Raw genomic sequence first — 22,533 nt, forward strand, 5'->3', positions numbered from 1 at the left:
GCCTACCATTGCCAAATGCTTTCTGAACATCAATCCGCTTTAAAAGCGGTTACAACTTGGGTTATAGTCGTCTAACTAACTGGAATATTTAATCTGGCATGGTTTTTCGTTATTTGTATTCTGTAATTCAGAACATTATCATTATTTAAACTTCAATAATATGAAACTTAAATTAGCCATTCTTTCGCTTCTGTCGTTGGCATTATTTTACACTGCTGATGCTCAGGTAGTAGGCAATAGCTTCCCCGCTTTGGAAGCTGAGACTGTTGAGGACGCTGTTGTTAACCTTCCTGAGGATACCAAAGGAAAGTATACACTTCTTGGCATGGCCTATTCCAAGAAATCTGAGGATGACCTCAACACCTGGTTTAGCCCTGTATACAATAAGTTCATAAGGGAAAATACCGGCCTTTTTGCTTCATTTGCTTATGACGTCAACGTTTACTTTATCCCGATGTTTACGGGTGTAAATGCAGCAGCTACTGGTACAGCTAAGAATAAAGCAATGAAGAATATTGACGCAAAATTGCTACCTTATATTTTATTTTATAAGGGCAAGCTAAAGCCTTATAAGGATTCTCTTGAATTCGAAAAGAGAGATGTTCCCTACTTCTTTGTCCTTGACAAAGTCGGGAAGGTAATCTACGCCACATCAGGAGGATATTCTGAAAAGAAAATGTCTGAAATAGAGGAATTGATAGAGGAGTAAATTACTTCGAAGTAACATAATTGCAAAGGGTGATTAGGGGAAATATTCCGGAATCATCCTTTTTTATTTTATTCTTCCGCTTCCTGGCGGGTACATTTTATCCACCCTGTCACTGATAAAAACTTCCTTGGTTTCTATGTTCATAAGTGTAAGCGTACCGTCCCAGCCTGCTCCGGTATCCATTAACCAAACTTCACACGATTTTATGGGACGGTCATTATATTTATGGATAGGCGTGTGACCAATAAATACCTCATCATAAGGAGTTATATTTTTCTGATCTCCATTTATCCTGCGAGCCATGGCTGTCCGGTACAGGCTTCTATCCCATAGAAATGTACTTGGTCCCTGAACTTCCAGTGGTACTTCAGGGTCTATACCCGCATGCACGAACAATTTGTTTTTATTAAGATAGTAATATCGGGCATTTTGTAAAAGGTTGACGTGAGTATCAGGCATTCCTCCAGGGTAGCTTTTTATAGTATTAGCCCCCCCTTGGCTAAGCCATATATCATTAACGTTCCCTCCCAAGGCCCATTCCAAAGTCCAGTGATCATGATTGCCTAATATAAATACCAGATTCCGGATCTTGAGCAACTCTTCAATAGCCTGATTGGTTTCCGGCCATCCGTCGCAAACATCTCCAAGGCAAACTAACTGATCATTCTCATAATCAAATGAAGATCGCTCCAAACATTGAATAAGTGCTTTGTATGCACCATGGATGTCGCCAACAACAAATTGCTTCATATTTTTAACAACAATACAAGAAAGTATAAGTTAAAAAGATTATTGGGTAAACATGCATATTTGTGAACCGATTATTAAGCCGGCTTAACCCTTTATAAAATTTTTCAGCTGAAATATATATTATTGTATAGTTTTACAGTTGATAGATAAAAATACTGAAAGGTGGGCAAAACTGCTCAGCCGTGAGTTTTAGAATTAACCAATCTTAGGAATGGAAGAGTCAGTAACAACAATTGATCAGAAGAGAGCACATCAGGAGAAAATAAAACAGGTATTTACGGAAGTAGGGAAAGTGGTTGTAGGCCAACAAGCTATGATCAACCGACTTTTGATAGGTTTATTTACGCAAAGCCACATTTTGCTGGAAGGTGTTCCGGGCATAGCAAAGACATTGACAGTAAGTACTCTGGCCAAAGTATTGCATCTGGATTTTCAAAGAATTCAGTTTACACCTGATTTGCTGCCGGCCGATTTGATCGGTACGATGATATACAACCAGAAACTTGCCAAATTTGAAGTAAAACAAGGGCCAATCTTTGCTAATATAATTCTGGCAGATGAGATTAACAGATCTCCTGCTAAAGTACAATCAGCCCTACTTGAAGCTATGCAGGAGAAGCAAGTAACCATAGGGGAAACAACTTTTCAGTTAGATAGACCATTTCTAGTATTAGCAACTCAAAACCCAGTGGACCAGGAAGGTACTTATCCACTTCCTGAAGCTCAGGTAGACAGGTTTATGATGAAAGTGCATGTAGACTACCCAACCAAAGAACAAGAGCTGGAAGTGATGAGAAGGATATCTAACATGAGCTTCGACTATACTGTAAACACTGTACTAACAAAAGAGGATATTTTTGCTATACGCAATGAAATAAATCAGACAGCTATATCAGAGTCTTTGGAACGCTACATAGTGGAGCTTGTGTATGCTACTCGCGATCCGAAATCTTACGGGCTAAATGAAGAAGCTGAATACATCCAGTTTGGTGTTTCGCCACGGGCATCCATCAATCTGAACCTGGCAGCTAAAGCGATAGCTTATTTTGAAGGTAGAGATTATGTGCTGCCTGAAGATATCAAAGAAATTGCGGGAGACGTGCTAAACCATAGAATTATATTGAACTATGAGGCTGAAGCTGATAATGTTAGCACATATAAGATTATAAATTCGATTTTGAATAAAGTACCTATTAACAATTAGGTAATGTATATGAAATAGCAGTTTGCTGAAACTGAAGCCATTAAGAGAGGGCTGTCATTTAAATATGGCAGCCCTCTCTTAATATTAGGGTAAAAATAACTTCATATTGTTTAACAAATCGATAATACGTGCATCCGCTTGACTTAACACTAAATACCCACCTTTGAGCTACAATTGAAAAAGAGAAATCTATTTAAAACTCAAATTTTATTACAAAATGAAAAAAGTTTTATCACTATTAGCTGCATTTGGAGTGATGTTTTGCCTCTCTTCTTGTGGTGATGATGACGATCCTGTAGCAGATAATGGTGTAACCATTACTGGTATCCCTGCGACTGCTACAATTGACAATTTAGGAACTTATACTGGTACCGCTACATTAGAGGCCAAAGATGGTCTTGCTGCTTTGGCTGTTACCAAGGGAGGTGCTGCATTTGATGCAGAAACTTATGCTGGAGAAACTTCTGCTACTTATGCTTTTTCTTACACTGCTGAGGAGGCTGACGCAGATTCAAACATTACTTTTACTTTTACAGCAACTGATGCTGATGGAGATACTGAAGTTTTTACTCACGTACTTAGCGTTGGTGATGCTCCTACACCACTTCCAAATGAAGTGCTTTCTGGTTTGATCACTGCTAACAAAACTTTAACTGCTGACAGAATTTGGGAACTGGCAGGAAGAGTGATCGTAACTGATGGAGCTACTTTGACTATCGAACCAGGTACAATCATTAAAGGTCGTCCGGGTGAAGGTACCAATGCTTCTGTGTTGATGATCGCGAGAGACGGTATGATTAACGCTGAAGGTACTGCTGATATGCCTATTATATTTACTGCTACAGCTGACAATATTGCTGTAGGTCAGAAAAAAGGTACCAACCTTGATGCTGGAGACAATGAACTATGGGGTGGTGTTGTAATTCTTGGAAATGCACCTATCTCTCCTGACGCTGGTACAACTGCTCAGATTGAAGGTGTTCCTGCTTCTGAACCTCTTGGTCAGTATGGAGGAAATGTTGCTAATGACAACAGAGGAATCTTAAAGTATGCTTCTATCAGACATGGTGGTACTACTATCGATGCCGTTGCCGGTAATGACATCAATGGATTAACATTAGGTGGTGTTGGTTCTGGTACTACAATTTCACACATTGAGATCTTTGCTAACTTTGATGATGGCGTTGAGTTCTTTGGTGGATCTGTAAACATTACCAACTTGTTGGTTTACACTGTAGGTGATGATGCAATTGATGTCGATCAGGCATATTCTGGTACTGTAAGTAACTTCCTTGTGTTCACTAGTACTGCTGCAAGTTCAGATGAAGGTCTTGAAATAGATGGTCCTGAAGGTGCTGAAAACTCTACTGGTAAATTTACCATCCAGAATGGAACTATTACTTCTGTAGACGGAGGTGGATCTGCTGCTGATTTTAAATCTAAAGCCCAAGGTACAGTGAATAACGTAAAATACTCTGGATTTACAGGTGGCGCTACTATCAAAATCAGAGCTAGCTTTGATCCAGGTAATTCATGTGCGGATAAGACGGATGCTTATACAAACTTGATCGGTGATAACCTTGTTTTCACAACTATTGAGTTCTCTGCAGTATCAGTTTACGATGGAGATGGTGCGGATGCATGTGATGTTCCTGCTTCATATCAAACTTCTGCGGCAGGAAAAGTTTCAAGCACAAGTGCTACAGGAGCTTCTGATGCTTCAGTATTTGATGCTTGGTCAGCTGCATCAATATCAGCACTGTTATAATAGTTAAAATATGTAGTAAAAGGCTCTGCCGTAAGGTAGGGCCTTTTTGCATTTTAGGAGAACCTGTGTTAAGTCTATGTTAAGTGAGGTATTGCGAGGAAACATAAAGTTAAACAATTGGTAATTTTTATATTCCAAACCCCTGTCTGTCAAAATTTACCTTTGCAACAAATTTTACAATGAACAAATGAGAAAATTTTCAATTACTTTTATCTTTTTTTATGTCGCACTTACAGCCTCTGTATTAGCTCAGAAAGGGTATTTGCGAGGTAAAGTAATCGATGGAGAAACAGGGGAGGCACTTATTGGAGCCACTGTTTCCAGACAGGGAACTACTACTGGAACGGTTGCTGATTTTGAAGGTAACTACTCTTTGCCTTTGGATGCAGGTACACATACAATAGTTTTTCAGTTTGTTTCATACCAAACTAAAACTGTTGAGAACGTAGAAATTGTTGCTGGCGAAGTTAACACAATAGATATCACCTTATCTACTGATGTTGAGCAACTTGCAGAAGTTGTGGTAACTGCTGAAGTAATTAAAGACTCAGAAGCTGCAATTCTAACATTGCAGAAAAAATCAGCAAACGTGTTGGATGGAATGTCATCTCAGACATTTAGAAAGATTGGTGATAGTAACCTTTCCGGAGCTATTAAACGGGTTACCGGAGTCTCTATACAAGGAGGAAGGTATGTTTATGTAAGAGGTTTGGGAGATAGGTATAACCGAACTACCTTGAATGGCATGAGTATACCTGGGTTAGACCCAGACAGAAATGATGTACAGATCGACCTCTTCCCTACCAGTGTTCTTGAAAATGTCATTGTATATAAGACCTTTTCACCAGAACTGGCAGGAGACTTTACAGGAGGTACTGTAAATGTCGAGACTAAAAGTTTTCCTGAGGAAAAAACAACTTCCGTTTCATTAGGCTTTGGATATAACCCAAAGATGAATTTAAACGGAGACTTTCTGGCGTATGAAGGAGGAAAAACTGATTTGCTGGGGATTGATGATGGAACCAGAGAGTTGCCACTCGATGATCCTACATCTTCTTTTGAAAACCCGAACATTGCTACCAATCCAGGACCCACCATTGATGCAACCAGGCGCCTGGACCCGACTATGAATGCCATTAGAAAAAATAGCTTTTTGAATACAAGCTTTTCCATTAACCACGGAAACCAACTTGATAAAGGAAACTACAAAATAGGCTATGGGCTGGTTCTTAACTATCAAAACCGATATGAATATTATGAGAATGCTGAATGGGGTTACTATTTTAAGGATGCCGATAAAGATATATATCAGTTAGATGCACAAAGGATTCGTAATGGAGATCTGGGTAGAAATGATATACTTTGGAGTTCACTGCTGACAGGAGCTATTAAAACTAATAGGCATGAGGTTGGGTTAACATTTTTCAGAACCCAAAATGCAGTTATAGAAGCAACGAGTAGAGTCTCTCGTGATCTTGAAGAGACAGGTCAGACTGCTTATCAAGATGTATTGACATATTCGCAAAGATCCATTACCAGTCCGTCGGTTTATGGAAAACATAACTTCAACAAATTGTCATTAGAGTGGAATAACACCTTTACTTGGGCCAGAGTTTATGACCCTGATTACAGAGAGGCTCTTATTGCCGAGGTAGATCAAGTAGGTGAAAATGGAGAACCATTATATTCCATTGATGGTGGTGATGGAGGTAGAGTAAGCCGCTTTTGGAGAGATATGAATGAGAATAATGAAAGTGCGCGAATTGATGCAACCTATGAGTTTGGTGATAATAATAAGCTGAAGTTCGGTGCGGCAGCATTATTGAAATGGAGAGAGTTTGATACCTATGCATTTTCTCTGCAAAATAAGGGTATCGTTCAGAATAATCCTGATTACCTGCTTCAGGAAGAAAACATTTGGAATGCACAAACTGAAGAAGGCACCTATATACAAGGGGGGTACGAAGCGGCTAATAATTATGATGCACGATCTTCTGTATACTCTGCTTATGGTATGGGTGATATATTTTTACATAGTAGTGTGAGAGCTATATTTGGTTTAAGAGTAGAGCAGGCTTACATGAACTATACTGGTCAGGATAACTCCGGAATCATAGTTTACGATGACGAAAGGACCCTGGATGAACTAAACCTCTTGCCCTCTGTAAACTTTGTATTCAGCATGAGTGATGATATGAACATAAGAACATCTTATGGAAGAACAGTGGCGCGCCCTTCATTCAGAGAAAAGTCAATAGCTCAAATTCTTGATCCTATCACGGGAATTAGGTACAGTGGTAATATTGACTTGAAGCAGACAGATGTAGATAACTTTGACTTGAGAATAGAGAACTTCTTTGGTAGAGATCAAATGATTGCAGTTTCAGGTTTCTATAAAAAATTCTCAGGTCATATAGAAATGGTTCGTTTCCAGACAGAGCCGACTGAGGTTACCTGGAGAAATATCGGAGGAAGCCAGGTTTATGGTGTTGAAATTGAAGGCAGGAAGAGACTAGGTTTCATGGAGGGACTTTCAGCTGGTACAAACCTGACTCTGGCAGCTTCTAAAGTAGATATGACAGAAATTGTAGTTCTGGAAGATGGAGTAACTGGAGAAACCACTTCTGAATTTGAGTCGAGAGTAGAGCAAGCCAGAACCGGTGAGGGTGTGGACGAAGACAGAGTCATGGCTGGACAAGCTCCTTTTTTGATCAACACTTATCTTAATTTCTCAGATGCCGAAGGCAATACCAATTTTAACTTATCTTATAATGTTCAGGGTGAAAGTTTGGCGGTTGTTGGTGTAGGACAGGTACCGGATGTGTATGTAAAGCCTTTCCACAGCCTTAACCTGAACGCATCAAGAAAGATAGGCTCGAATAAAAAGTCTCAGATTACATTAAGAGTGGACAATATACTCGGAGATTCAAAAGATCAGGTTTGGAAAAACTACAAAGCAGACGATCAGATATTCACATCGTTTGATACTGGCAGAACATTTACTGTAAAGTATAGCTACAGTTTTTAATACCAGAAGTAGTTTTTTAATATATAACAAAAGGTCACCAATCTTGGTGACCTTTTGTGCTTTAAAGTGGTTAGTATTGATACTTCTCCTTAATTATCAGGCATATAGAAGGGAGTCTTTTTTTTACTTAACAAATAAGAGTACGATTTAATTATTTGTTAATATTTAAAGAATAGATGTTGTGATTATGGGTGGTAAATTGATTGAATTAAATCAACCAAATCTAAAAACATGAAAAAGAACATTTATTTTGTTTTCATTTTACCACTAATGCTTGCGACGTCCTGTCAGGATGCAGAGATGACCGAAGCACTTGTTGAAAAAGATCTGTCTTGTAATTGTCCTGTTGAATTGCATTCGCCCGAACCCGGTGAAATACAAACTTTCGGAGATGATGTTAATTCTTTGAAATTGACTAGCTATAATGGGACTACTGTCATGGAGGGGGATATTATTTTAACAGAGGAGCAAATAGTTCTGATGACAGCCGCTGAAGAAGGATCAGATGCTGGTCGTGTTGAAAGTGCAGGTCAGGCTGTGGTGGCAAATAGATGGCCCAACAGAGTTGTTCCTTATGTAATTAACTCTAGCTTACCCAATGCTTCCAGAGTTACTAACGCAATTGCTCACTGGGAATCCAGAACTAACTATGACTTTGTACAAAGAACCACCCAAACGAATTATATAGAATTCATCCCCTCTAATGGATGTTCCTCGCATATAGGAATGATTGGGGGAAGGCAGTATATATACTTGGGATCAAACTGTACGCAGGGAAATACCATTCATGAAATTGGTCATGCCCTTGGTCTTTGGCATGAACATACCAGAGCGGATCGAGATTATTCAGTAAATATAAACTGGAATAATATCAATTCCGGAGCAGTGCACAATTTTGAAATGTATAATTTTAACTCATCTGGATTTGATAATGGGGCCTTTGATTTTGGTTCGATCATGATGTATCCTTCCAGTGCCTTCTCTTCAAATGGAAATCCAACCATTACAAGAAAAGACGGCTCAACCTTTACCGCTCAAAGAACTGCTTTATCTTCAGGTGATATTGCTGGTGCAGCTTTTATCTATAATGCAACTCAACTGGCTACTCCAAGCGGTGTTAGGGCCGTACATGACGGTGATGAAACATTGACGGTTACATGGAATGCCGTAGCCGGAGCTTCCGAATACTGGATATATACGCTCTTCCCAGGTCAGGATGTAAGACCTAAGTTATATCGAATTCGCTCATCAACTTCCTGGACCAGAGAGCTTAAGAGTAAATATAGGTCTGGGTATCGCATCTGGGTAGCAGCACGTAATGCCAATGGTAATACGAGCATTGCAAGAGAAGCAAGCTATAATTGGTAAAACTGTTTTCAACCTAAGGTGTATCACAGTTGTAAGGTGCACCTTAGGTTATATAAGTCATTGTATTTATTAGAATTTGGCTCATTTCAGAATAGGCACCTTGTTGCCTAGTAGGTTTGTCGCTTTTCTGTACCAGTAATCCACATCCTCCGGCCTGTTGATATTTTCATATAGCACTGCCAGATTATATGCCGCTCTTCCTGCTATTTCAGGCTTTTGTGATTCAGTGATCTTTAGTAATTCAGATTCCGTTGTATCCCAGTTTTCACTTAAATATGACCTGTATGCATTTTTAAACTCTTTGGTGTGATAAAATTGACGTTGTTCGAAAATGACTCGCGGATAAAATTTCTGTATAAAATCTCTACCTAATTTGGAAGATATTAATACCGCATTTTGATCAGCTTTTCCCATTGAAGGACCCACCGCCAGAAGCCCACTGATAACGGAACGCTCATCATGTGCTATCCTTTGCTCATCGCGAAACTGGTCTAGAAGTTTGCCCTCTTCATCATACATGGAAATAAATGATTCTGCCACCAGGTCGTAATAAGCCGTTCTCTCCTTCGTGCCATCTTCTTGCTTTACTACTTCCACTTCCTGGTCGAAGTATAAATTGTAAGCATCCAGTGCCAGGAGATAGTTTACCTGTTGCCCTTGGCATATATTATTTACCTGTACTTTGTCTAGTGGTAAGCCTGGCTCGGTCACAGCTGTCTTTTCCACCATGCCATCGAGTGGGGTAAGATTATATCGCCTGCTACTATCAAAGCCAGCACTTAAGCCTTCGATGAAGCTGTTATAGCCTATACGAAATACCTCGATTTTGTTGTCGTTGCTAAATGGTAAGCTGTCAGCAGAAAACCTACTGATAAATAAAAACTTACCTTTTTGTGTTGAGAGTTTTATGTCCGGTGGCAACGTCCTCTTTACCGGAACAAAAGTGCTACAAGCAGTAAATAAGTAGCTGATGAAAAGGAATGCGAATATTAAGCGCATAGATGGTATTGTTTTTTGCCGCTTAATTTCGTTTAAAATTATAATGAAAACCATGTTTTAAATAAAAAATATTGTTGAGATGTTGTTGTCCAAAGAGTTGACAGTCAGATAAGTGAAATTGAGAAGTTATTAATAACCTTATGCCCGTTGTTCCGTTTTGTTATTGGGTTGAATTATTCTTATTGAAATAGCTGTATGAATGAAATTGTACTTATAACAGGAGGCACCGGTCTTGTAGGCTCCAGGCTTACAGAGTTATTGCAGGAAAAAGGATATAAAATCCGCTATTTGAGTCGTTCTCCAGGCAAGGTCAAAGATGTGGAAGCATTTGTATGGGATGTTGAAAAGCAAACCATAGATATCAAAGCATTTGATGGCGTTAGCTATATTATTCATTTGGCCGGAGCCGGAGTTGCAGATGAGAAGTGGACACCGGCAAGGAAAAAAGTTATACTTGAAAGTCGCACCAGATCAACTGCATTGTTAAAAGATGCCTTGAGAGATTATCCCAATAATGTAAAAGCGGTTATTTCCGCCTCTGCAATTGGCTATTATGGTTTTGACAATGGAGACAGGTGGCAGGTGGAAGGGAGTCGCTTTGGCGATGATTTTTTGGCGACAGTGACCAAAGCCTGGGAGGCAGAGGCCGATTTAATTCGTGAGTTGGGCATAAGAGTAGTTAAAGTGCGTGTGGGGGTGGTGCTGAGCGAAAATGGAGGTGCATTAAAGGAGATGGGAAAACCTGTCAAATTAGGGCTTGGAGCCCCTCTTGGTAGTGGCGATCAATATATGAGCTGGATACACATTGATGATCTTTGTAATATTTTTATCTATGCCATGGAAAATGAGAACATGTCTGGCTCATACAATGGTGTGGCACCACATCCGGTTACAAATCGTGATTTAACCAAATCAATAGCGAAGGAAATGGGTAAGCCCTTTTTTCTTCCGGCAGTTCCTAGCTTTGCCCTTAAGTTGGCGCTAGGGCAAATGGCAGGATTGCTTTTAGGAAGTAGCCGGGTTTCGTCAGAAAGGATTGAATCAGAGGGATTTAAATTCAAATATCCTGAAATAAAGGGAGCACTTCATAACCTTTTGGAGAATTAATGTGAGCAAAACATTTTTTACTCTTATAATATTTTTTAAGTTTAGCGGCTGCTTTGAAAAATGTGCTGTTCAAAACAGTCAAATATTTATCCAGCCCCTGATAATTTTCAGGCCCACCAACCGTGGAAAAAGTTAGTGTAATAACTTATTTACTGGATTATAAATGTAAGTGTATCAGATTATGAATAACGCATTGCGTATTTCACTGAGGTGAAAAAACGTGCCTTAAAACTTCTTATCTGCTACCTGAAGAATTAACCCTGCTCAAAAACGGGTATATGATCTTAAAGATAAAATTTATGCGGAATGATCATTTTGCAATTATTGATCTATGACATTTCCATTTTAGACATTAAAACAATTGATAACAGATGAAAGAGATGAATGCAAAAAAGACGAAACTGGACAATATAAAAAACATTGATGACCTTACTGAGGAGGAGAAAAAAATTGTCCGGGCTTTTGAAGAGAAGGATTGGAACGAAATCAAGAGCTATGATTCCTGGGTGATCTTTAAAGTGATGTCAGAGTTTGTTGAGGGATTTGAGAAATTGGCTAAAATTGGTCCTTGTGTTACTATTTTTGGCTCTGCCAGAACCCGTGATGATCATCAGTACTATAAAATGGCCGAAAATATAGCGGCTAAGTTGGTAAGGCATGGCTACGGAGTTATTTCCGGTGGAGGGCCTGGAATTATGGAGGCTGCCAATAAAGGGGCTAAGTCTGAAGGTGGTAAATCTGTAGGACTTAATATTATCCTCCCCTTTGAGCAGAAAGGGAATGAGTATATAGACCCTGATAAGCTCATAACGTTTGATTACTTTTTTGTAAGAAAAGTAATGTTCACAAAATACTCTCAGGGGTTTATAGTAATGCCAGGTGGTTTTGGTACCCTGGATGAACTCTTTGAAGCCCTTACACTTATCCAAACCAAGAAAATTGGTAAGTTCCCAATTGTATTGGTAGGTAAAGAGTATTGGGGAGGGCTAATTGGCTGGATTAAAGAAACTATGCTTCTCGCAGCAAATAATGTACATGAAGAAGACCTTGATTTGTTTAAGGTCGTGGAAACAGAGGCGGAGGCAGTAGATGCTATAGATGATTTCTACTCCAAGTATATGCTATCGCCTAACTTCTAAGGTATTGAAAGGTTTTTCAGGTCTGAATGTTTTGTAATTCAGACCTGACACAATTTTTCCCTTTTTGGGAATATCTATTTCGCGTAATTTTATTTTTTGGCGCAACCAGGCAGTGGAACTATTTTTGTTTTTGCCACATTAGATGTTTTGTAGTCTAACTTTTTAAACTCTCGCACTTATGAAATATTTTCCCCATGCTATTTCGTTGCTTGCACTTATTTTAGTATGTGCATACATAAAGTATGATAGTGAGCAATCAAGGACTTCGGATATACATGCTGTTCCGCAGCAACAAAACCAAGGTAACTATGCATTTTATAAAGTAGATAATCCACCTGCAGGAGAGTATGCCGGATATCTTAATGCTGTTTCATTAGAGCTTCCTGGAGAATTATATTTTGCCGGAGAGCGAGTGCCATTAGAAATTCCCGATGTAAGAGAACGGTTAGATAGAGAATTACATATTAATACGTATTGGCATAGCAGTACTATTTTCTTAATAAAAAGGGCACATCAGTGGCTTCCACAGATTGAAAAGATATTGGCTAAAAATGGCATACCAGATGATTTTAAATATTTGACAGCTATTGAAGGAGGGTTTGTTAATGCTGTTTCACCAGCTAATGCAGTTGGTTTTTGGCAAATACTGGAGTCGTCAGGAGAGGAAAATGGCCTTGAAATTACCAAAGAAGTTGATGAGCGATATGACCCATTGAAGGCTACAGAGGCAGCGTGCAAGTACTTGGAAAAAGCTCACAGAAAATTTGATAATTGGACTAATGCTGCCGCTTCGTATAACAGAGGTATGGCAGGACTTCAAAGAGCTCTCAACAATCAAAAAGTAGATTCTTATTACGATCTTCTCCTAAACGAAGAAACTTCAAGGTATGTCTTCAGAATACTGGCAATTAAGGAAATAATTGAGAACCCGAAAAAATATGGTTTCAACATAGATAAGCGACACTTATATGATCCTGAAGAATTGAGATATGTTGAAATTGACCATGACATTAAAGACCTTGTCGCTTTTTCTAAAGATCAGGGTATTAACTACAAACTTTTGAAGCGCCATAATCCCTGGTTGAGGCAAGATCACCTTGATGTAAAAAGAAATAAAACTTATCGAATAGCCATTCCACTAAATCCATAGAAGGGGTTCCATCGTAAGTTTCGTATAATTGTCTTTAAGCGGACAAGCCTGTCATATATTGGGAACCGCTTAAACTTAGCATATTAAGATGCGTTAATTTTATGAGACTTAGAAACAAAACTTACGATGGAAAAGACCTATTATGATCCTGCGGATCTAAAAAAGTTTGGAGATGTAGCAGATTTTCAGCCTGAGTTGGCCAAGAAATTTTTTGATTACTATGGAGATGTATTTAAAGACGGAGCGCTTACATCCAGAGAAAAATCTTTGATAGCTTTAGCTGTGGCACATGCTGTACAATGTCCCTATTGCATTGACGCTTATACCTCAGACTCACTGGAAAAAGGAGCTACAGAACAGCAGATGATGGAGGCTGTGCATGTGACAACAGCTATTCGAGGAGGCGCTTCACTTGTTCATGGCGTGCAGATGATGAACAAAGTCAAGAAGCTTTCCATGTAAAATATCAAAGGATGATAAAAACGTTGAAGTCACGGAATCACACTCTAGCTAGTGGACAGGAGCAGTTAAAGTTTTTGTCTAATGGTATTTTTGGGGATGATAAGCTGCCAACATTTCGTAAAAAGATTGAGGCTCTTGATGAATTCCCCTTAAAACCTGCAAGTATTGAAATTTTTCAGGTTAACGTCGGCTATATGTGCAATCAAGTTTGTAAGCACTGCCATGTTGATGCCGGCCCAGATAGAAAGGAGGTGATGAGCAGGGAGACTATGGAAGTATGTCTGGATATAATGAGTAAAACACAGATACATACATTGGATCTTACCGGAGGAGCTCCTGAAATGAATCCGGATTTCCGGTGGTTTGTTGAAGAAGCCAATAAAGCTGGGGTTCAAGAAATCATTGTGCGTTCAAACCTGACTATAATTCTGGCAAACCCAAAATATCGTGATCTTCCGAAGTTCTTTAAGAAAAACAAAGTAAGAGTAGTGTCTTCCTTGCCATTTTATCAACCCGATAAGACGGACCGTCAGAGAGGAGAAGGGGTATTTGCCAAGTCAATAGAAGCTTTGCAAATGTTAAATGCTGCCGGCTATGGTAAGGAGGGGTCAGGTTTATACCTTGACTTGGTGTACAACCCAGGAGGAGCATTTCTACCTGGTAATCAGTTAGAGCTTGAGAGAGATTTTAAAAAGGAACTCAAAAACCACTATGATATTGAGTTTAATAGCCTTTTTACCATTACTAACCTACCAATTAGCCGGTTTCTTGATTTTTTGGTTAGAACAGAAAATTATGAGGAGTATATGGAAAAGCTAGTAGGTTCTTTTAATCCAGCAGCAGTCAAAGGTGTTATGTGTCGCAATACAATCTCTGTTGATTATGACGGTCATATGTATGATTGTGACTTTAACCAGATGCTGGGGCTGAAAGTTGATCAGAAGGCAGGACAGCATATATGTGACTTTGACTTGGAGAAGTTGGAGAATCGTCATATCGCCATTAGTCAGCATTGCTATGGATGCACGGCAGGTGCAGGGTCCAGTTGTCAGGGTACTGTTGCATAATATCTGGTGTTGGCTAAATTTACAGGCTTTAAATCATGGGGCAATCCCGCAAGCCAATAAAACTATTCTAATGACTATTGATCAAATAAAAGAAACAGCCTCCTTTTTAAAGGAGAAAGGCTTTATAGCCCCTCAGGTGGGTGTAATACTTGGCACTGGCTTAGGCAGCCAGTTTGTCTCTAAAATCCAAGTGGAAAAAGAAATTGCCTATAAAGACATCCCTCATTTTCCAGTAGCAACGGTTGAGTTTCATAGTGGAAAGCTAATCTACGGTGAGGTAAATGGTAAGAAGGTAGTAGCCATGCAGGGTAGGTTTCACTTTTACGAAGGGTATAACATGAAACAGGTTACTTTTCCGGTTAGAGTTATGAAACTCTTGGGTATTGAGTACCTGTTTGTTTCTAACGCCGGAGGAAGTATGAACCTGGATTGGAAGAAAGGAGATTTGATGCTGATTGAAGATCATATTAACTTATTGCCTGATAACCCGTTAACAGGACCAAATCTTGATGAACTCGGGCCGAGGTTCCCTGATATGAGTAACCCTTATGACTCGATAATGAATTCAGCACTAGAAGATATTGCTATTGAAAAAGGTATTACACTCAATAAAGGTGTTTATGTAGCTGTATCTGGTCCTAACTTAGAAACCAGGGCAGAGTATCGCTTTCTAAGGAATATAGGCGCAGACGTAGTGGGAATGTCAACCGTTCCTGAAGTGATAGTAGCTAATCATATGAGTCTGCCATGTTGTGCAATTTCAGTGCTTACGGATGACTGCGACCCTGATAACCTTATGCCAGTCGACATTGAAGAGATCATCGAAGCAGCGGGCCAGGCGGAACCAAAACTAACAGAACTCTATACTGAACTAATAAAGAGATTGTGATGGAGACATACTTGCAAACGACCAAAGATGTATATAAGAAGGCAGCGGAAAACCCTGATATCGGGCTTTGCTGTACCACAACCCCTGTTTGGCAACTACCCGGACTCCAAATCCCTAAGAAAATGTTGGATATGAATTATGGGTGTGGTAGTACGGTAAACCCGCGAGACCTTGTTAATAACCCTAAGGTTTTGTATGTAGGTGTTGGAGGAGGTATGGAACTTTTGCAGTTTACATATTTTAGCCGACAAACAGCAGGAGTAATAGGGCTGGATGTAGTGGATGAGATGCTGGAAGCCAGTGCTAAAAATTTTAAAGAAGCTGAAGAATTGAACTCATGGTTTAAATCAGAATATGTTGATCTCCGTAAAGGAGATGCGCTTGATTTGCCAGTTGAAGATAGTTATGTAGATGTAGCAGCTCAAAATTGTCTGTTCAACATTTTTACTAAGGACGACCTTAAAAAGGCCCTGACGGAAATGTTCAGGGTGCTAAAACCTCATGGAAGGTTAGTGTTGTCGGATCCTGTTTGTGAGCAAGAGATGCCCGAGAACCTTCAAAATGATGAACGTTTAAGAGCATTATGTCTTAGCGGTGCACTACCGCTAAAAGATTACATCAAAATGATTACTGATATTGGTTTTGGTACAATAGAAGTACGTGCCAAGCGAGCTTACCGTATTTTGTCTTCAAAACATTATGATACTTCAGAAAATATATTCATTGAAAGTGTTGAGGTATGCGCCATCAAAGATCCAATGCCAGAAGATGGACCTTGTGTATTTACTGGTAAAACAGCAATCTACTATGGAGAAAATGAATACTTTGATGATAAAAAAGGGCACGTTTTAATGCAGAATCAGCCACTGGCAATTTGCGATAAAACAGCAACTGCATTGGCAAAACTAAATAGAGAAGATATTTTCATCTCTGACTCAACTTATTTTTATGATGGGGGTGGATGCTGTTAATAGCTAAAAATATGGAGAATAGAAAACTGAGTATGAATCAGCTGAAAGTAGTGTCAAATTCCCCATTAAAACTTTCCCCGTTGGTGCTCGGCAAATGGCATGTCAATGAACTCACACAAGCAAAGTTTGAAGAGTTGATAAATGCAGCACTTGATGTTGGTATAACCAGCTTCGATCATGCGGATATATACGGTGGTTATACATGTGAAAGTGTTTTTGGACAATGGATGAAGGGTAACACTGTCCTAAGAGATAAGATACAATTAATATCCAAATGTGGTATTAAGCTCATATCGGATCAGAGGCCCTCTCACCGGATCCAACATTACGATACCACGAAGGCACATATTATTAGTTCCGTGGAGCAATCCCTAAAAAATCTGCAGACAGATTATCTTGACCTTTTGCTGATACACCGGCCTGATCCGCTTATGCCGGTAGAAGAGGTGAGTGCCGCTTTTAGTCAATTAAAGGAACAAGGTAAAGTGCTACACTTTGGCGTTTCAAACTTTACTAATATACAATTTGAATTATTGTCTAAATATAGCGATCAGCCTTTGGTCACTAACCAGATAGAAATTTCCTTGTTTAAAAGTGAAGCGATGTTTGATGGTACTTTGGATTACCTGATGGCCAATACGATCAACCCCATGGCATGGTCGCCATTGGGAGGCAGGGAAAATGTAATGTCTTTAGTTGAAAATCAGGAGGTAAAGAGGATTGCGGCAAAATATGGTGTGGAAACCGGAAATTTACTTCTCTCATGGTTACTGAAGCATCCATCTGCTATAATTCCCGTTATGGGCACTATGAACCCGGAAAGAGTCAGATCATCAGTTGAATCCTTGAATACAGACATGGAAAGAGAAGACTGGTTTGAGCTTCTCGAAATAGCCAGGGGGTATCCTATTCCATAATAGCTTACTGCATTGCCCGGATTGTTAAAGAGCAGTTGGATATAAGCAATCTAAAGCTCAATTTTGTAGATTATTAATCAACTATTACCATAGCCTATGATTACTGACGAGGACGCAAAGAAACAAAGGGATGACTACGATATAACCGGCTATGACAACATAGAAATACTGGGGGCTCGTGAGCATAACCTAAAAAATGTGAATCTTACATTTCCCAGAAATCAACTGACAGTCATTACCGGAATTAGTGGTAGTGGCAAGTCTTCTCTTGCCTTTGATACTATCTATGCAGAAGGGCAGCGCCGGTATATGGAAAGTTTTAGTGCCTATGCACGTTCTTTTATCGGTAACCTAGAGAGGCCAGATGTAGACAAGATCAACGGGCTGAGTCCGGTAATTTCCATTGAGCAAAAAACAACCTCAAGAAACCCTCGTTCGACTGTAGGGACTGTAACAGAGATTTATGACTTTATGAGGCTGTTATATGCCCGGGCAGGAGAAGCTTTTTCGTACTCTACCGGAGAAAAGATGGTGAGGCAGTCCGAGGATCAGATTCTTGATCATATATTGTTAGCTTTCAATGGGGAGAAGCTGACTATTCTTGCCCCGGTGGTTAAGGGGCGTAAAGGGCATTATCGCGAGCTTTTTCAGCAGATTAGAAAAAGTGGCTACTCTCGTGTTCGTGTAGATGGAGAGCTACAGGAACTGACACCTAAAATGCAGGTAGATCGATACAAGACTCATGATATTGAGGTGGTCATTGATAGGATAGTGGTTGATCAGGGTGATCGGTACAGAATTAGCCAATCACTGGCAACAGCCCTAAAGCAAGGGGAAGGTGTATTGATGCTTTTAGATCAGGAAAACCAAACTCACCACTTCTCAAAATACCTGATGGACCCTAAATCGGGACTGTCTTATGATGAACCTGCTCCAAATACTTTTTCATTTAACTCCCCCTATGGTGCATGTCCAAAATGTAATGGATTAGGTGTTATTGAAGAAATAACCGAGGAATCAGTAATCCCGGATAAATCACTAAGTATTAGTAGAGGAGGTATATTACCCCTTGGGGAATTTAGAGATATTTGGATTTTCAAAAAAATAGAAGCCATCCTTAAAAGGTATAAAGTAAACCTGACCACGCCGATTAAAGACATTCCTGAAGATGTTATAAAAACTTTGCTTTACGGCGATTCCGTTCCGGTTGCTGTAAAGTCGGTAAAATACCCGGGTACTGACTGGAATACCAAGTTTGAGGGGATTATTAAGTTTTTGGAGAAGCAAAGAGAGGGCGGTTCGGATAAGATCCAGCAGTGGGTCAACGACTTTACTGTTTCAGTTACATGTCCGGCATGTAATGGAGCCAGACTAAAAAAGGAAGCTCTACATTTTCTGATTGATAATCAGAATATATCTCAGCTTGCGGAGTATGATATCAAGACTTTGTGGAGTTGGTTTGATGGTCTTGAGTTGAGGCTTTCTGACAAGCAAAATGTAATAGCAGCCGAAGTACTTAAAGAAATTAGGAAAAGAATCGGGTTCTTACTGGATGTAGGGCTTGACTATCTTCACCTGAACAGGCCATTAAAAACTTTGTCCGGAGGAGAAGCTCAGCGTATCCGGTTGGCAACACAAATAGGCACGCAGCTGGTTGGGGTTCTTTATATTTTGGATGAGCCCAGTATAGGCCTGCATCAAAGAGACAACGTGAAGCTAATTAAGGCGCTCAAAGATTTGCGAGATCTTGGTAACTCTGTCATAGTAGTGGAGCATGATAAAGATATGATGCTTGCATCTGATCATATTATAGACATTGGTCCTGGGGCTGGGCGTCATGGTGGTCACATAGTGGCTCAGGGTGTTCCCAAGGATTTTCTTAAACAAGGCAGCGCTACAGCCGACTACCTTAAGGGCAAGCGCAATATTGAGGTGCCTTCTGAAAGAAGGAAGGGCAATGGAAAAAAACTCAAGCTTACCGGAGCTAATGGACATAACCTAAAGAATGTAAACCTAGAAGTGCCGTTGGGTACTCTAACTCTGGTTACCGGTGTGTCAGGTAGTGGAAAGTCTACCTTAATCCACGATACACTGTTCCCGATTCTCAATCAGAAATTTTATAGGTCTAGAAGAGAGCCTTTAACTTATAAAAGTGTAAAAGGTCTGGAGCACCTTGATAAAGTAATAGAAGTAGATCAGTCACCTATAGGCCGTACTCCTCGTTCTAACCCTGCTACCTATACTGGAGTTTTTACAGATATCAGAGCGCTGTTTGCAGAACTTCCAGAGGCTAAGATCCGTGGCTATAAACCTGGCAGGTTTTCCTTCAACGTTAAAGGAGGTAGGTGCGAAACCTGCGAGGGAGCGGGGTTGCGTTTGATTGAGATGGATTTTCTGCCTGATGTACACGTGCCTTGTGAAACCTGCAAAGGTAAACGCTATAACCGTGAAACATTGGAGGTTCGGTTTAAGGGTAAATCTATATCAGATGTATTGGAAATGACGGTTGAGGAATCAGTGGAGTTTTTTGAACACCAGCCTAAAATACTTCGGAAAATAAAGACCCTAAATGATGTTGGCTTGGGTTATATTTCATTAGGTCAGCATGCAACAACACTTTCTGGTGGTGAAGCTCAAAGAGTCAAACTTGCTACTGAGCTTTCTAAAAAAGACACAGGAAAGACTTTATACATACTTGATGAACCCACTACCGGTTTGCACTTTCAGGATATACAGCATTTGTTGGATGTAATTAATCGATTAGTAGACAAGGGCAATACAGTCTTGATTATTGAGCACAACCTGGATGTAATCAAAGTAGCAGATCATATAGTAGACTTAGGCCCTGAGGGAGGAAATGGTGGAGGTACTATTGTTTGTTCAGGTACGCCTGAAGATCTTATTAAGAGCGATCAAAGTTATACGGCTAAATTCTTAAAAGACGAATTATTATAAAATATTTGGTTTTATGTTCATTATGAAATAAACTTAGGATGCCCCATTTAACAATTCTAAACTAGTATAATGAACAAATATCTGAAACTGTGTCTAGCTTTAATTGTATTTCAAACAATCTATTTAAGTTGCTTTGGGCAACTTAATGGGGATAGCTATGCGGAAGCTAAAGCGAAAGGGACTGCTAATTGGGTTTTTACCTATTCTGAAGCACCGGGGTTTGCAGCAAAGGTCAACGGCAAGATGACCGGTGTCACATTTGATTTGATGAATAAATTCAAGGAGTTTGTCGAGCAAAAAGAGAATATTCGTGTTAATATCTCTTATGAATCGAGTGCCTCTGATGACTTTATATTATTTATGAAGCAGGTTAGAGAAGGGAAAGGGGGAGTTTTTGGGTTAACCAGCACTACGATAACGGAGGAAAGAAGGAGAGTGTATACGTTTAGCCCTCCCTACATTACCAATATCAGTATGATATTGTCTCATAACTCAGTACCCACACTTGCGAATGTTGCTGACATCAACAAAATTTTTGCGGGAATGACTGCGGTGACTGTTAAAAACTCTACAAACGAAAAAGTATTAGCTAACATTAGAGATAAGTATTACCCCTCTTTAAAAATAGAATATGTTCCTTCAACACGTGTAGCTATGCAGTATGTTATGCGTGATCCAAAGAAGTTTACCAATGCGGATTTTACCTATTATTTTGAGGCTATCCAAAATAGGCAGCCTGTAAAAAGGCACCCGGGCGGTGATATTGATACAGAACAATTTGGGATTATTATGCCAAAAAATAATGATTGGGCTCCTCTTTTAGAAGAGTTTATGAGTACGGAATTCCTTCAAAGTGTACTTTATAAAAAAATAATAGCTGATAACCTGGGGCAAAGTGCCATGAAATTTTTTGAAACTATTAAACGCTAAGATAGAGCCCGGTTATTGTTTTGGGTTGGTAAATGAATATAATTTACTCCAAAGTTTATAAGTAATTGATTATCTGCACATAATTTGTTCAGAAAACTTTGATTTGCATGTTTCATTCATCATTATTATGAGTTAATTCTTTCTAACTAATAATGATCATGAACCGTTTTGTTAACAAAAGAAAAATTCAGTTTGTCTTAGTATTCACTTTGATGCTTAGTACATCGTACCTGTTTGGACAGCTCAAGGGAGATACATATGCTGTAGCAAAATCCAAAGGGTCAGCGAATTGGGTTTTTACCTACGCGGAATCTCCTGGTTTTGCTTCCAAGAAAAATGGAAAAATGACAGGCATCACTGTAGACCTGATGAAGAAATTTGAAGAGTATGTTGAAAAGAAGGAGGGCATTGAGGTTAGTGTGACCTATCAAGGTAAAAACCCCAATAATTTCACCCTATTTCTAGACGAAGTTAAAAAGGGTCATGGAGGAGTATTTGGACTAAGCAATACAACAATTACTGATGCGAGAAAAAGGGCTTACAGTTTCAGTCCTCCCTATATAACTAATATTGGAATGGTACTTACGCATAGTTCAGTGCCTACATTGAACAATATAAGCGACATAGCCCAAAAGTTTGCGGGAATGACCGCGGTCACCATAAAGAACTCTACTAATGAGAAGTGGATAATGGATATCAAGTCAAAGTATTATCCGGCACTCAAGGTAGAGTATGTTGCTTCGTTCGGCAAGGCTATGGGTGCGATTATCGCAGACCCGAAAAAGTTCACTAACGTTGATTTTACTTATTATTTTGAAGCCATTCAGAACAGACAACCGGTTAAAAGACATCCGGGTGGAGATGAAACTACTGAGCAATTCGGAATAATTATGCCAAAGAATAATGATTGGGCACCTTTACTTCGACAGTTTATGAGTGATGAATTTATAACAAGTGTAGAGTACAAGAAGATAATCGCTGATAACCTTGGTCAGAGTGCTATGAAGTTTTTTGAAACTTTGAAGAAATAAGGATAATCCAGTGACAAAAAACAAAAAGAGGCTGTCTCAAAAGTCTCTCAAAAGAAAGGCTGGCGAAAATTCTATCGCCAGCCTTTTTA

Annotated in this window: 18 protein-coding genes; 16 read left to right on the forward strand and 2 right to left on the reverse strand. The window is 39.5% G+C overall.

The genetic code is table 11. The annotated features are described in order from the left end of the window. The first annotated feature begins 160 nt into the window (after positions 1 to 160). A complete protein-coding gene (locus tag JMN32_RS14560) occupies positions 161 to 709 on the forward strand; it encodes a TlpA family protein disulfide reductase (protein WP_202857072.1) in 549 nt (182 codons plus the stop codon). Positions 710 to 772: 63 nt separating this feature from the next. On the opposite strand, the gene JMN32_RS14565 is transcribed toward JMN32_RS14560, so the two are convergent. Then, positions 773 to 1,459, reverse strand: a complete 687-nt coding sequence (locus JMN32_RS14565) for a metallophosphoesterase (RefSeq protein ID WP_202857073.1) — start codon at positions 1,457 to 1,459, stop codon at positions 773 to 775. A 211-nt stretch (positions 1,460 to 1,670) separates the two neighbouring features. Here JMN32_RS14565 and JMN32_RS14570 point away from each other — a divergent pair, with 211 nt between their 5' ends. The 4 genes from JMN32_RS14570 to JMN32_RS14585 all read left to right on the forward strand — a co-directional run bounded on the left by JMN32_RS14570 (position 1,671) and on the right by JMN32_RS14585 (position 8,827). Next, positions 1,671 to 2,663, forward strand: a complete 993-nt coding sequence (locus JMN32_RS14570; RefSeq protein ID WP_202857074.1) for an AAA family ATPase — start codon at positions 1,671 to 1,673, stop codon at positions 2,661 to 2,663. A 217-nt stretch (positions 2,664 to 2,880) separates the two neighbouring features. After that, a complete protein-coding gene (locus JMN32_RS14575) occupies positions 2,881 to 4,431 on the forward strand; it encodes a hypothetical protein (RefSeq protein ID WP_202857075.1) in 1,551 nt (516 codons plus the stop codon). A 187-nt stretch (positions 4,432 to 4,618) separates the two neighbouring features. Then, a complete protein-coding gene (locus tag JMN32_RS14580) occupies positions 4,619 to 7,459 on the forward strand; it encodes a TonB-dependent receptor (protein WP_202857076.1) in 2,841 nt (946 codons plus the stop codon). A gap of 231 nt (positions 7,460 to 7,690) precedes the next feature. Then, positions 7,691 to 8,827, forward strand: coding sequence for a M12 family metallopeptidase (locus JMN32_RS14585; RefSeq protein WP_202857077.1), 1,137 nt, complete (start codon positions 7,691 to 7,693; stop codon positions 8,825 to 8,827). An 81-nt stretch (positions 8,828 to 8,908) separates the two neighbouring features. Here JMN32_RS14585 and JMN32_RS14590 read toward each other — a convergent pair whose 3' ends face one another. After that, positions 8,909 to 9,826, reverse strand: coding sequence for a DUF6340 family protein (locus JMN32_RS14590; RefSeq protein ID WP_202857078.1), 918 nt, complete (start codon positions 9,824 to 9,826; stop codon positions 8,909 to 8,911). A 195-nt stretch (positions 9,827 to 10,021) separates the two neighbouring features. Between JMN32_RS14590 and JMN32_RS14595 the strand changes: the two genes are divergently transcribed. From JMN32_RS14595 to JMN32_RS14645, 11 genes are all read left to right on the forward strand, one after another. Then, on the forward strand, positions 10,022 to 10,933 hold the full coding sequence (locus JMN32_RS14595) for a TIGR01777 family oxidoreductase (RefSeq protein ID WP_202857079.1): 912 nt from the start codon (positions 10,022 to 10,024) through the stop codon (positions 10,931 to 10,933). Between the two features lie 380 nt (positions 10,934 to 11,313). Further along, the gene (locus tag JMN32_RS14600) at positions 11,314 to 12,072 is read left to right on the forward strand and encodes an LOG family protein (protein WP_202857096.1); all 759 of its coding nucleotides are present in this window, start codon (positions 11,314 to 11,316) and stop codon (positions 12,070 to 12,072) included. A 178-nt stretch (positions 12,073 to 12,250) separates the two neighbouring features. After that, on the forward strand, positions 12,251 to 13,222 hold the full coding sequence (locus tag JMN32_RS14605; RefSeq protein ID WP_202857080.1) for a lytic transglycosylase domain-containing protein: 972 nt from the start codon (positions 12,251 to 12,253) through the stop codon (positions 13,220 to 13,222). A 126-nt stretch (positions 13,223 to 13,348) separates the two neighbouring features. Next, positions 13,349 to 13,684 (forward strand): arsenosugar biosynthesis-associated peroxidase-like protein, encoded by a 336-nt coding sequence (locus tag JMN32_RS14610; protein ID WP_202857081.1) that lies wholly within the window; start codon positions 13,349 to 13,351, stop codon positions 13,682 to 13,684. 11 nt (positions 13,685 to 13,695) lie between these two features. After that, entirely contained in the window at positions 13,696 to 14,751 is a 1,056-nt protein-coding gene (gene arsS, locus JMN32_RS14615; protein WP_202857082.1) for an arsenosugar biosynthesis radical SAM (seleno)protein ArsS, read from the forward strand. A gap of 70 nt (positions 14,752 to 14,821) precedes the next feature. After that, positions 14,822 to 15,640 (forward strand): purine-nucleoside phosphorylase, encoded by an 819-nt coding sequence (locus tag JMN32_RS14620; protein ID WP_202857083.1) that lies wholly within the window; start codon positions 14,822 to 14,824, stop codon positions 15,638 to 15,640. Beyond that, the gene (arsM, locus tag JMN32_RS14625; RefSeq protein WP_202857084.1) at positions 15,640 to 16,611 is read left to right on the forward strand and encodes an arsenosugar biosynthesis arsenite methyltransferase ArsM; all 972 of its coding nucleotides are present in this window, start codon (positions 15,640 to 15,642) and stop codon (positions 16,609 to 16,611) included. The genes JMN32_RS14620 and arsM overlap by 1 nt, the downstream gene beginning before the upstream one ends. A gap of 11 nt (positions 16,612 to 16,622) precedes the next feature. Then, complete coding sequence (locus JMN32_RS14630; protein WP_202857085.1) at positions 16,623 to 17,528, forward strand: aldo/keto reductase; 906 nt, start codon at positions 16,623 to 16,625, stop codon at positions 17,526 to 17,528. A gap of 96 nt (positions 17,529 to 17,624) precedes the next feature. Further along, a complete protein-coding gene (gene uvrA / locus JMN32_RS14635) occupies positions 17,625 to 20,483 on the forward strand; it encodes an excinuclease ABC subunit UvrA (protein ID WP_238354479.1) in 2,859 nt (952 codons plus the stop codon). Positions 20,484 to 20,552: 69 nt separating this feature from the next. Continuing rightward, positions 20,553 to 21,413 (forward strand): substrate-binding periplasmic protein, encoded by an 861-nt coding sequence (locus JMN32_RS14640; protein ID WP_202857086.1) that lies wholly within the window; start codon positions 20,553 to 20,555, stop codon positions 21,411 to 21,413. A 158-nt stretch (positions 21,414 to 21,571) separates the two neighbouring features. After that, positions 21,572 to 22,444, forward strand: a complete 873-nt coding sequence (locus JMN32_RS14645) for a substrate-binding periplasmic protein (RefSeq protein WP_202857087.1) — start codon at positions 21,572 to 21,574, stop codon at positions 22,442 to 22,444. Positions 22,445 to 22,533 lie beyond the last annotated feature (89 nt).

The sequence above is a fragment of the Fulvivirga marina genome (genome assembly GCF_016775155.1).
Classification (GTDB): domain Bacteria; phylum Bacteroidota; class Bacteroidia; order Cytophagales; family Cyclobacteriaceae; genus Fulvivirga; species Fulvivirga marina.

Bases quoted from the DNA above. Each gene is read 5' to 3' on its own strand.
- JMN32_RS14575 (WP_202857075.1), top strand. From the start codon at position 2,881: ATGAAAAAAGTTTTATCACTATTAGCTGCATTTGGAGTGATGTTTTGC.
- JMN32_RS14585 (WP_202857077.1), top strand. From the start codon at position 7,691: ATGAAAAAGAACATTTATTTTGTTTTCATTTTACCACTAATGCTTGCG.
- JMN32_RS14565 (WP_202857073.1), bottom strand. From the start codon at position 1,459: ATGAAGCAATTTGTTGTTGGCGACATCCATGGTGCATACAAAGCACTT.
- JMN32_RS14645 (WP_202857087.1), top strand. From the start codon at position 21,572: ATGAACCGTTTTGTTAACAAAAGAAAAATTCAGTTTGTCTTAGTATTC.
- JMN32_RS14605 (WP_202857080.1), top strand. From the start codon at position 12,251: ATGAAATATTTTCCCCATGCTATTTCGTTGCTTGCACTTATTTTAGTA.
- JMN32_RS14610 (WP_202857081.1), top strand. From the start codon at position 13,349: ATGGAAAAGACCTATTATGATCCTGCGGATCTAAAAAAGTTTGGAGAT.
- JMN32_RS14600 (WP_202857096.1), top strand. From the start codon at position 11,314: ATGAATGCAAAAAAGACGAAACTGGACAATATAAAAAACATTGATGAC.
- arsM (WP_202857084.1), top strand. From the start codon at position 15,640: ATGGAGACATACTTGCAAACGACCAAAGATGTATATAAGAAGGCAGCG.
- arsS (WP_202857082.1), top strand. From the start codon at position 13,696: ATGATAAAAACGTTGAAGTCACGGAATCACACTCTAGCTAGTGGACAG.
- JMN32_RS14620 (WP_202857083.1), top strand. From the start codon at position 14,822: ATGACTATTGATCAAATAAAAGAAACAGCCTCCTTTTTAAAGGAGAAA.
- JMN32_RS14640 (WP_202857086.1), top strand. From the start codon at position 20,553: ATGAACAAATATCTGAAACTGTGTCTAGCTTTAATTGTATTTCAAACA.
- JMN32_RS14595 (WP_202857079.1), top strand. From the start codon at position 10,022: ATGAATGAAATTGTACTTATAACAGGAGGCACCGGTCTTGTAGGCTCC.
- JMN32_RS14630 (WP_202857085.1), top strand. From the start codon at position 16,623: ATGGAGAATAGAAAACTGAGTATGAATCAGCTGAAAGTAGTGTCAAAT.
- JMN32_RS14580 (WP_202857076.1), top strand. From the start codon at position 4,619: ATGAGAAAATTTTCAATTACTTTTATCTTTTTTTATGTCGCACTTACA.
- uvrA (WP_238354479.1), top strand. From the start codon at position 17,625: ATGATTACTGACGAGGACGCAAAGAAACAAAGGGATGACTACGATATA.
- JMN32_RS14590 (WP_202857078.1), bottom strand. From the start codon at position 9,826: ATGCGCTTAATATTCGCATTCCTTTTCATCAGCTACTTATTTACTGCT.
- JMN32_RS14560 (WP_202857072.1), top strand. From the start codon at position 161: ATGAAACTTAAATTAGCCATTCTTTCGCTTCTGTCGTTGGCATTATTT.
- JMN32_RS14570 (WP_202857074.1), top strand. From the start codon at position 1,671: ATGGAAGAGTCAGTAACAACAATTGATCAGAAGAGAGCACATCAGGAG.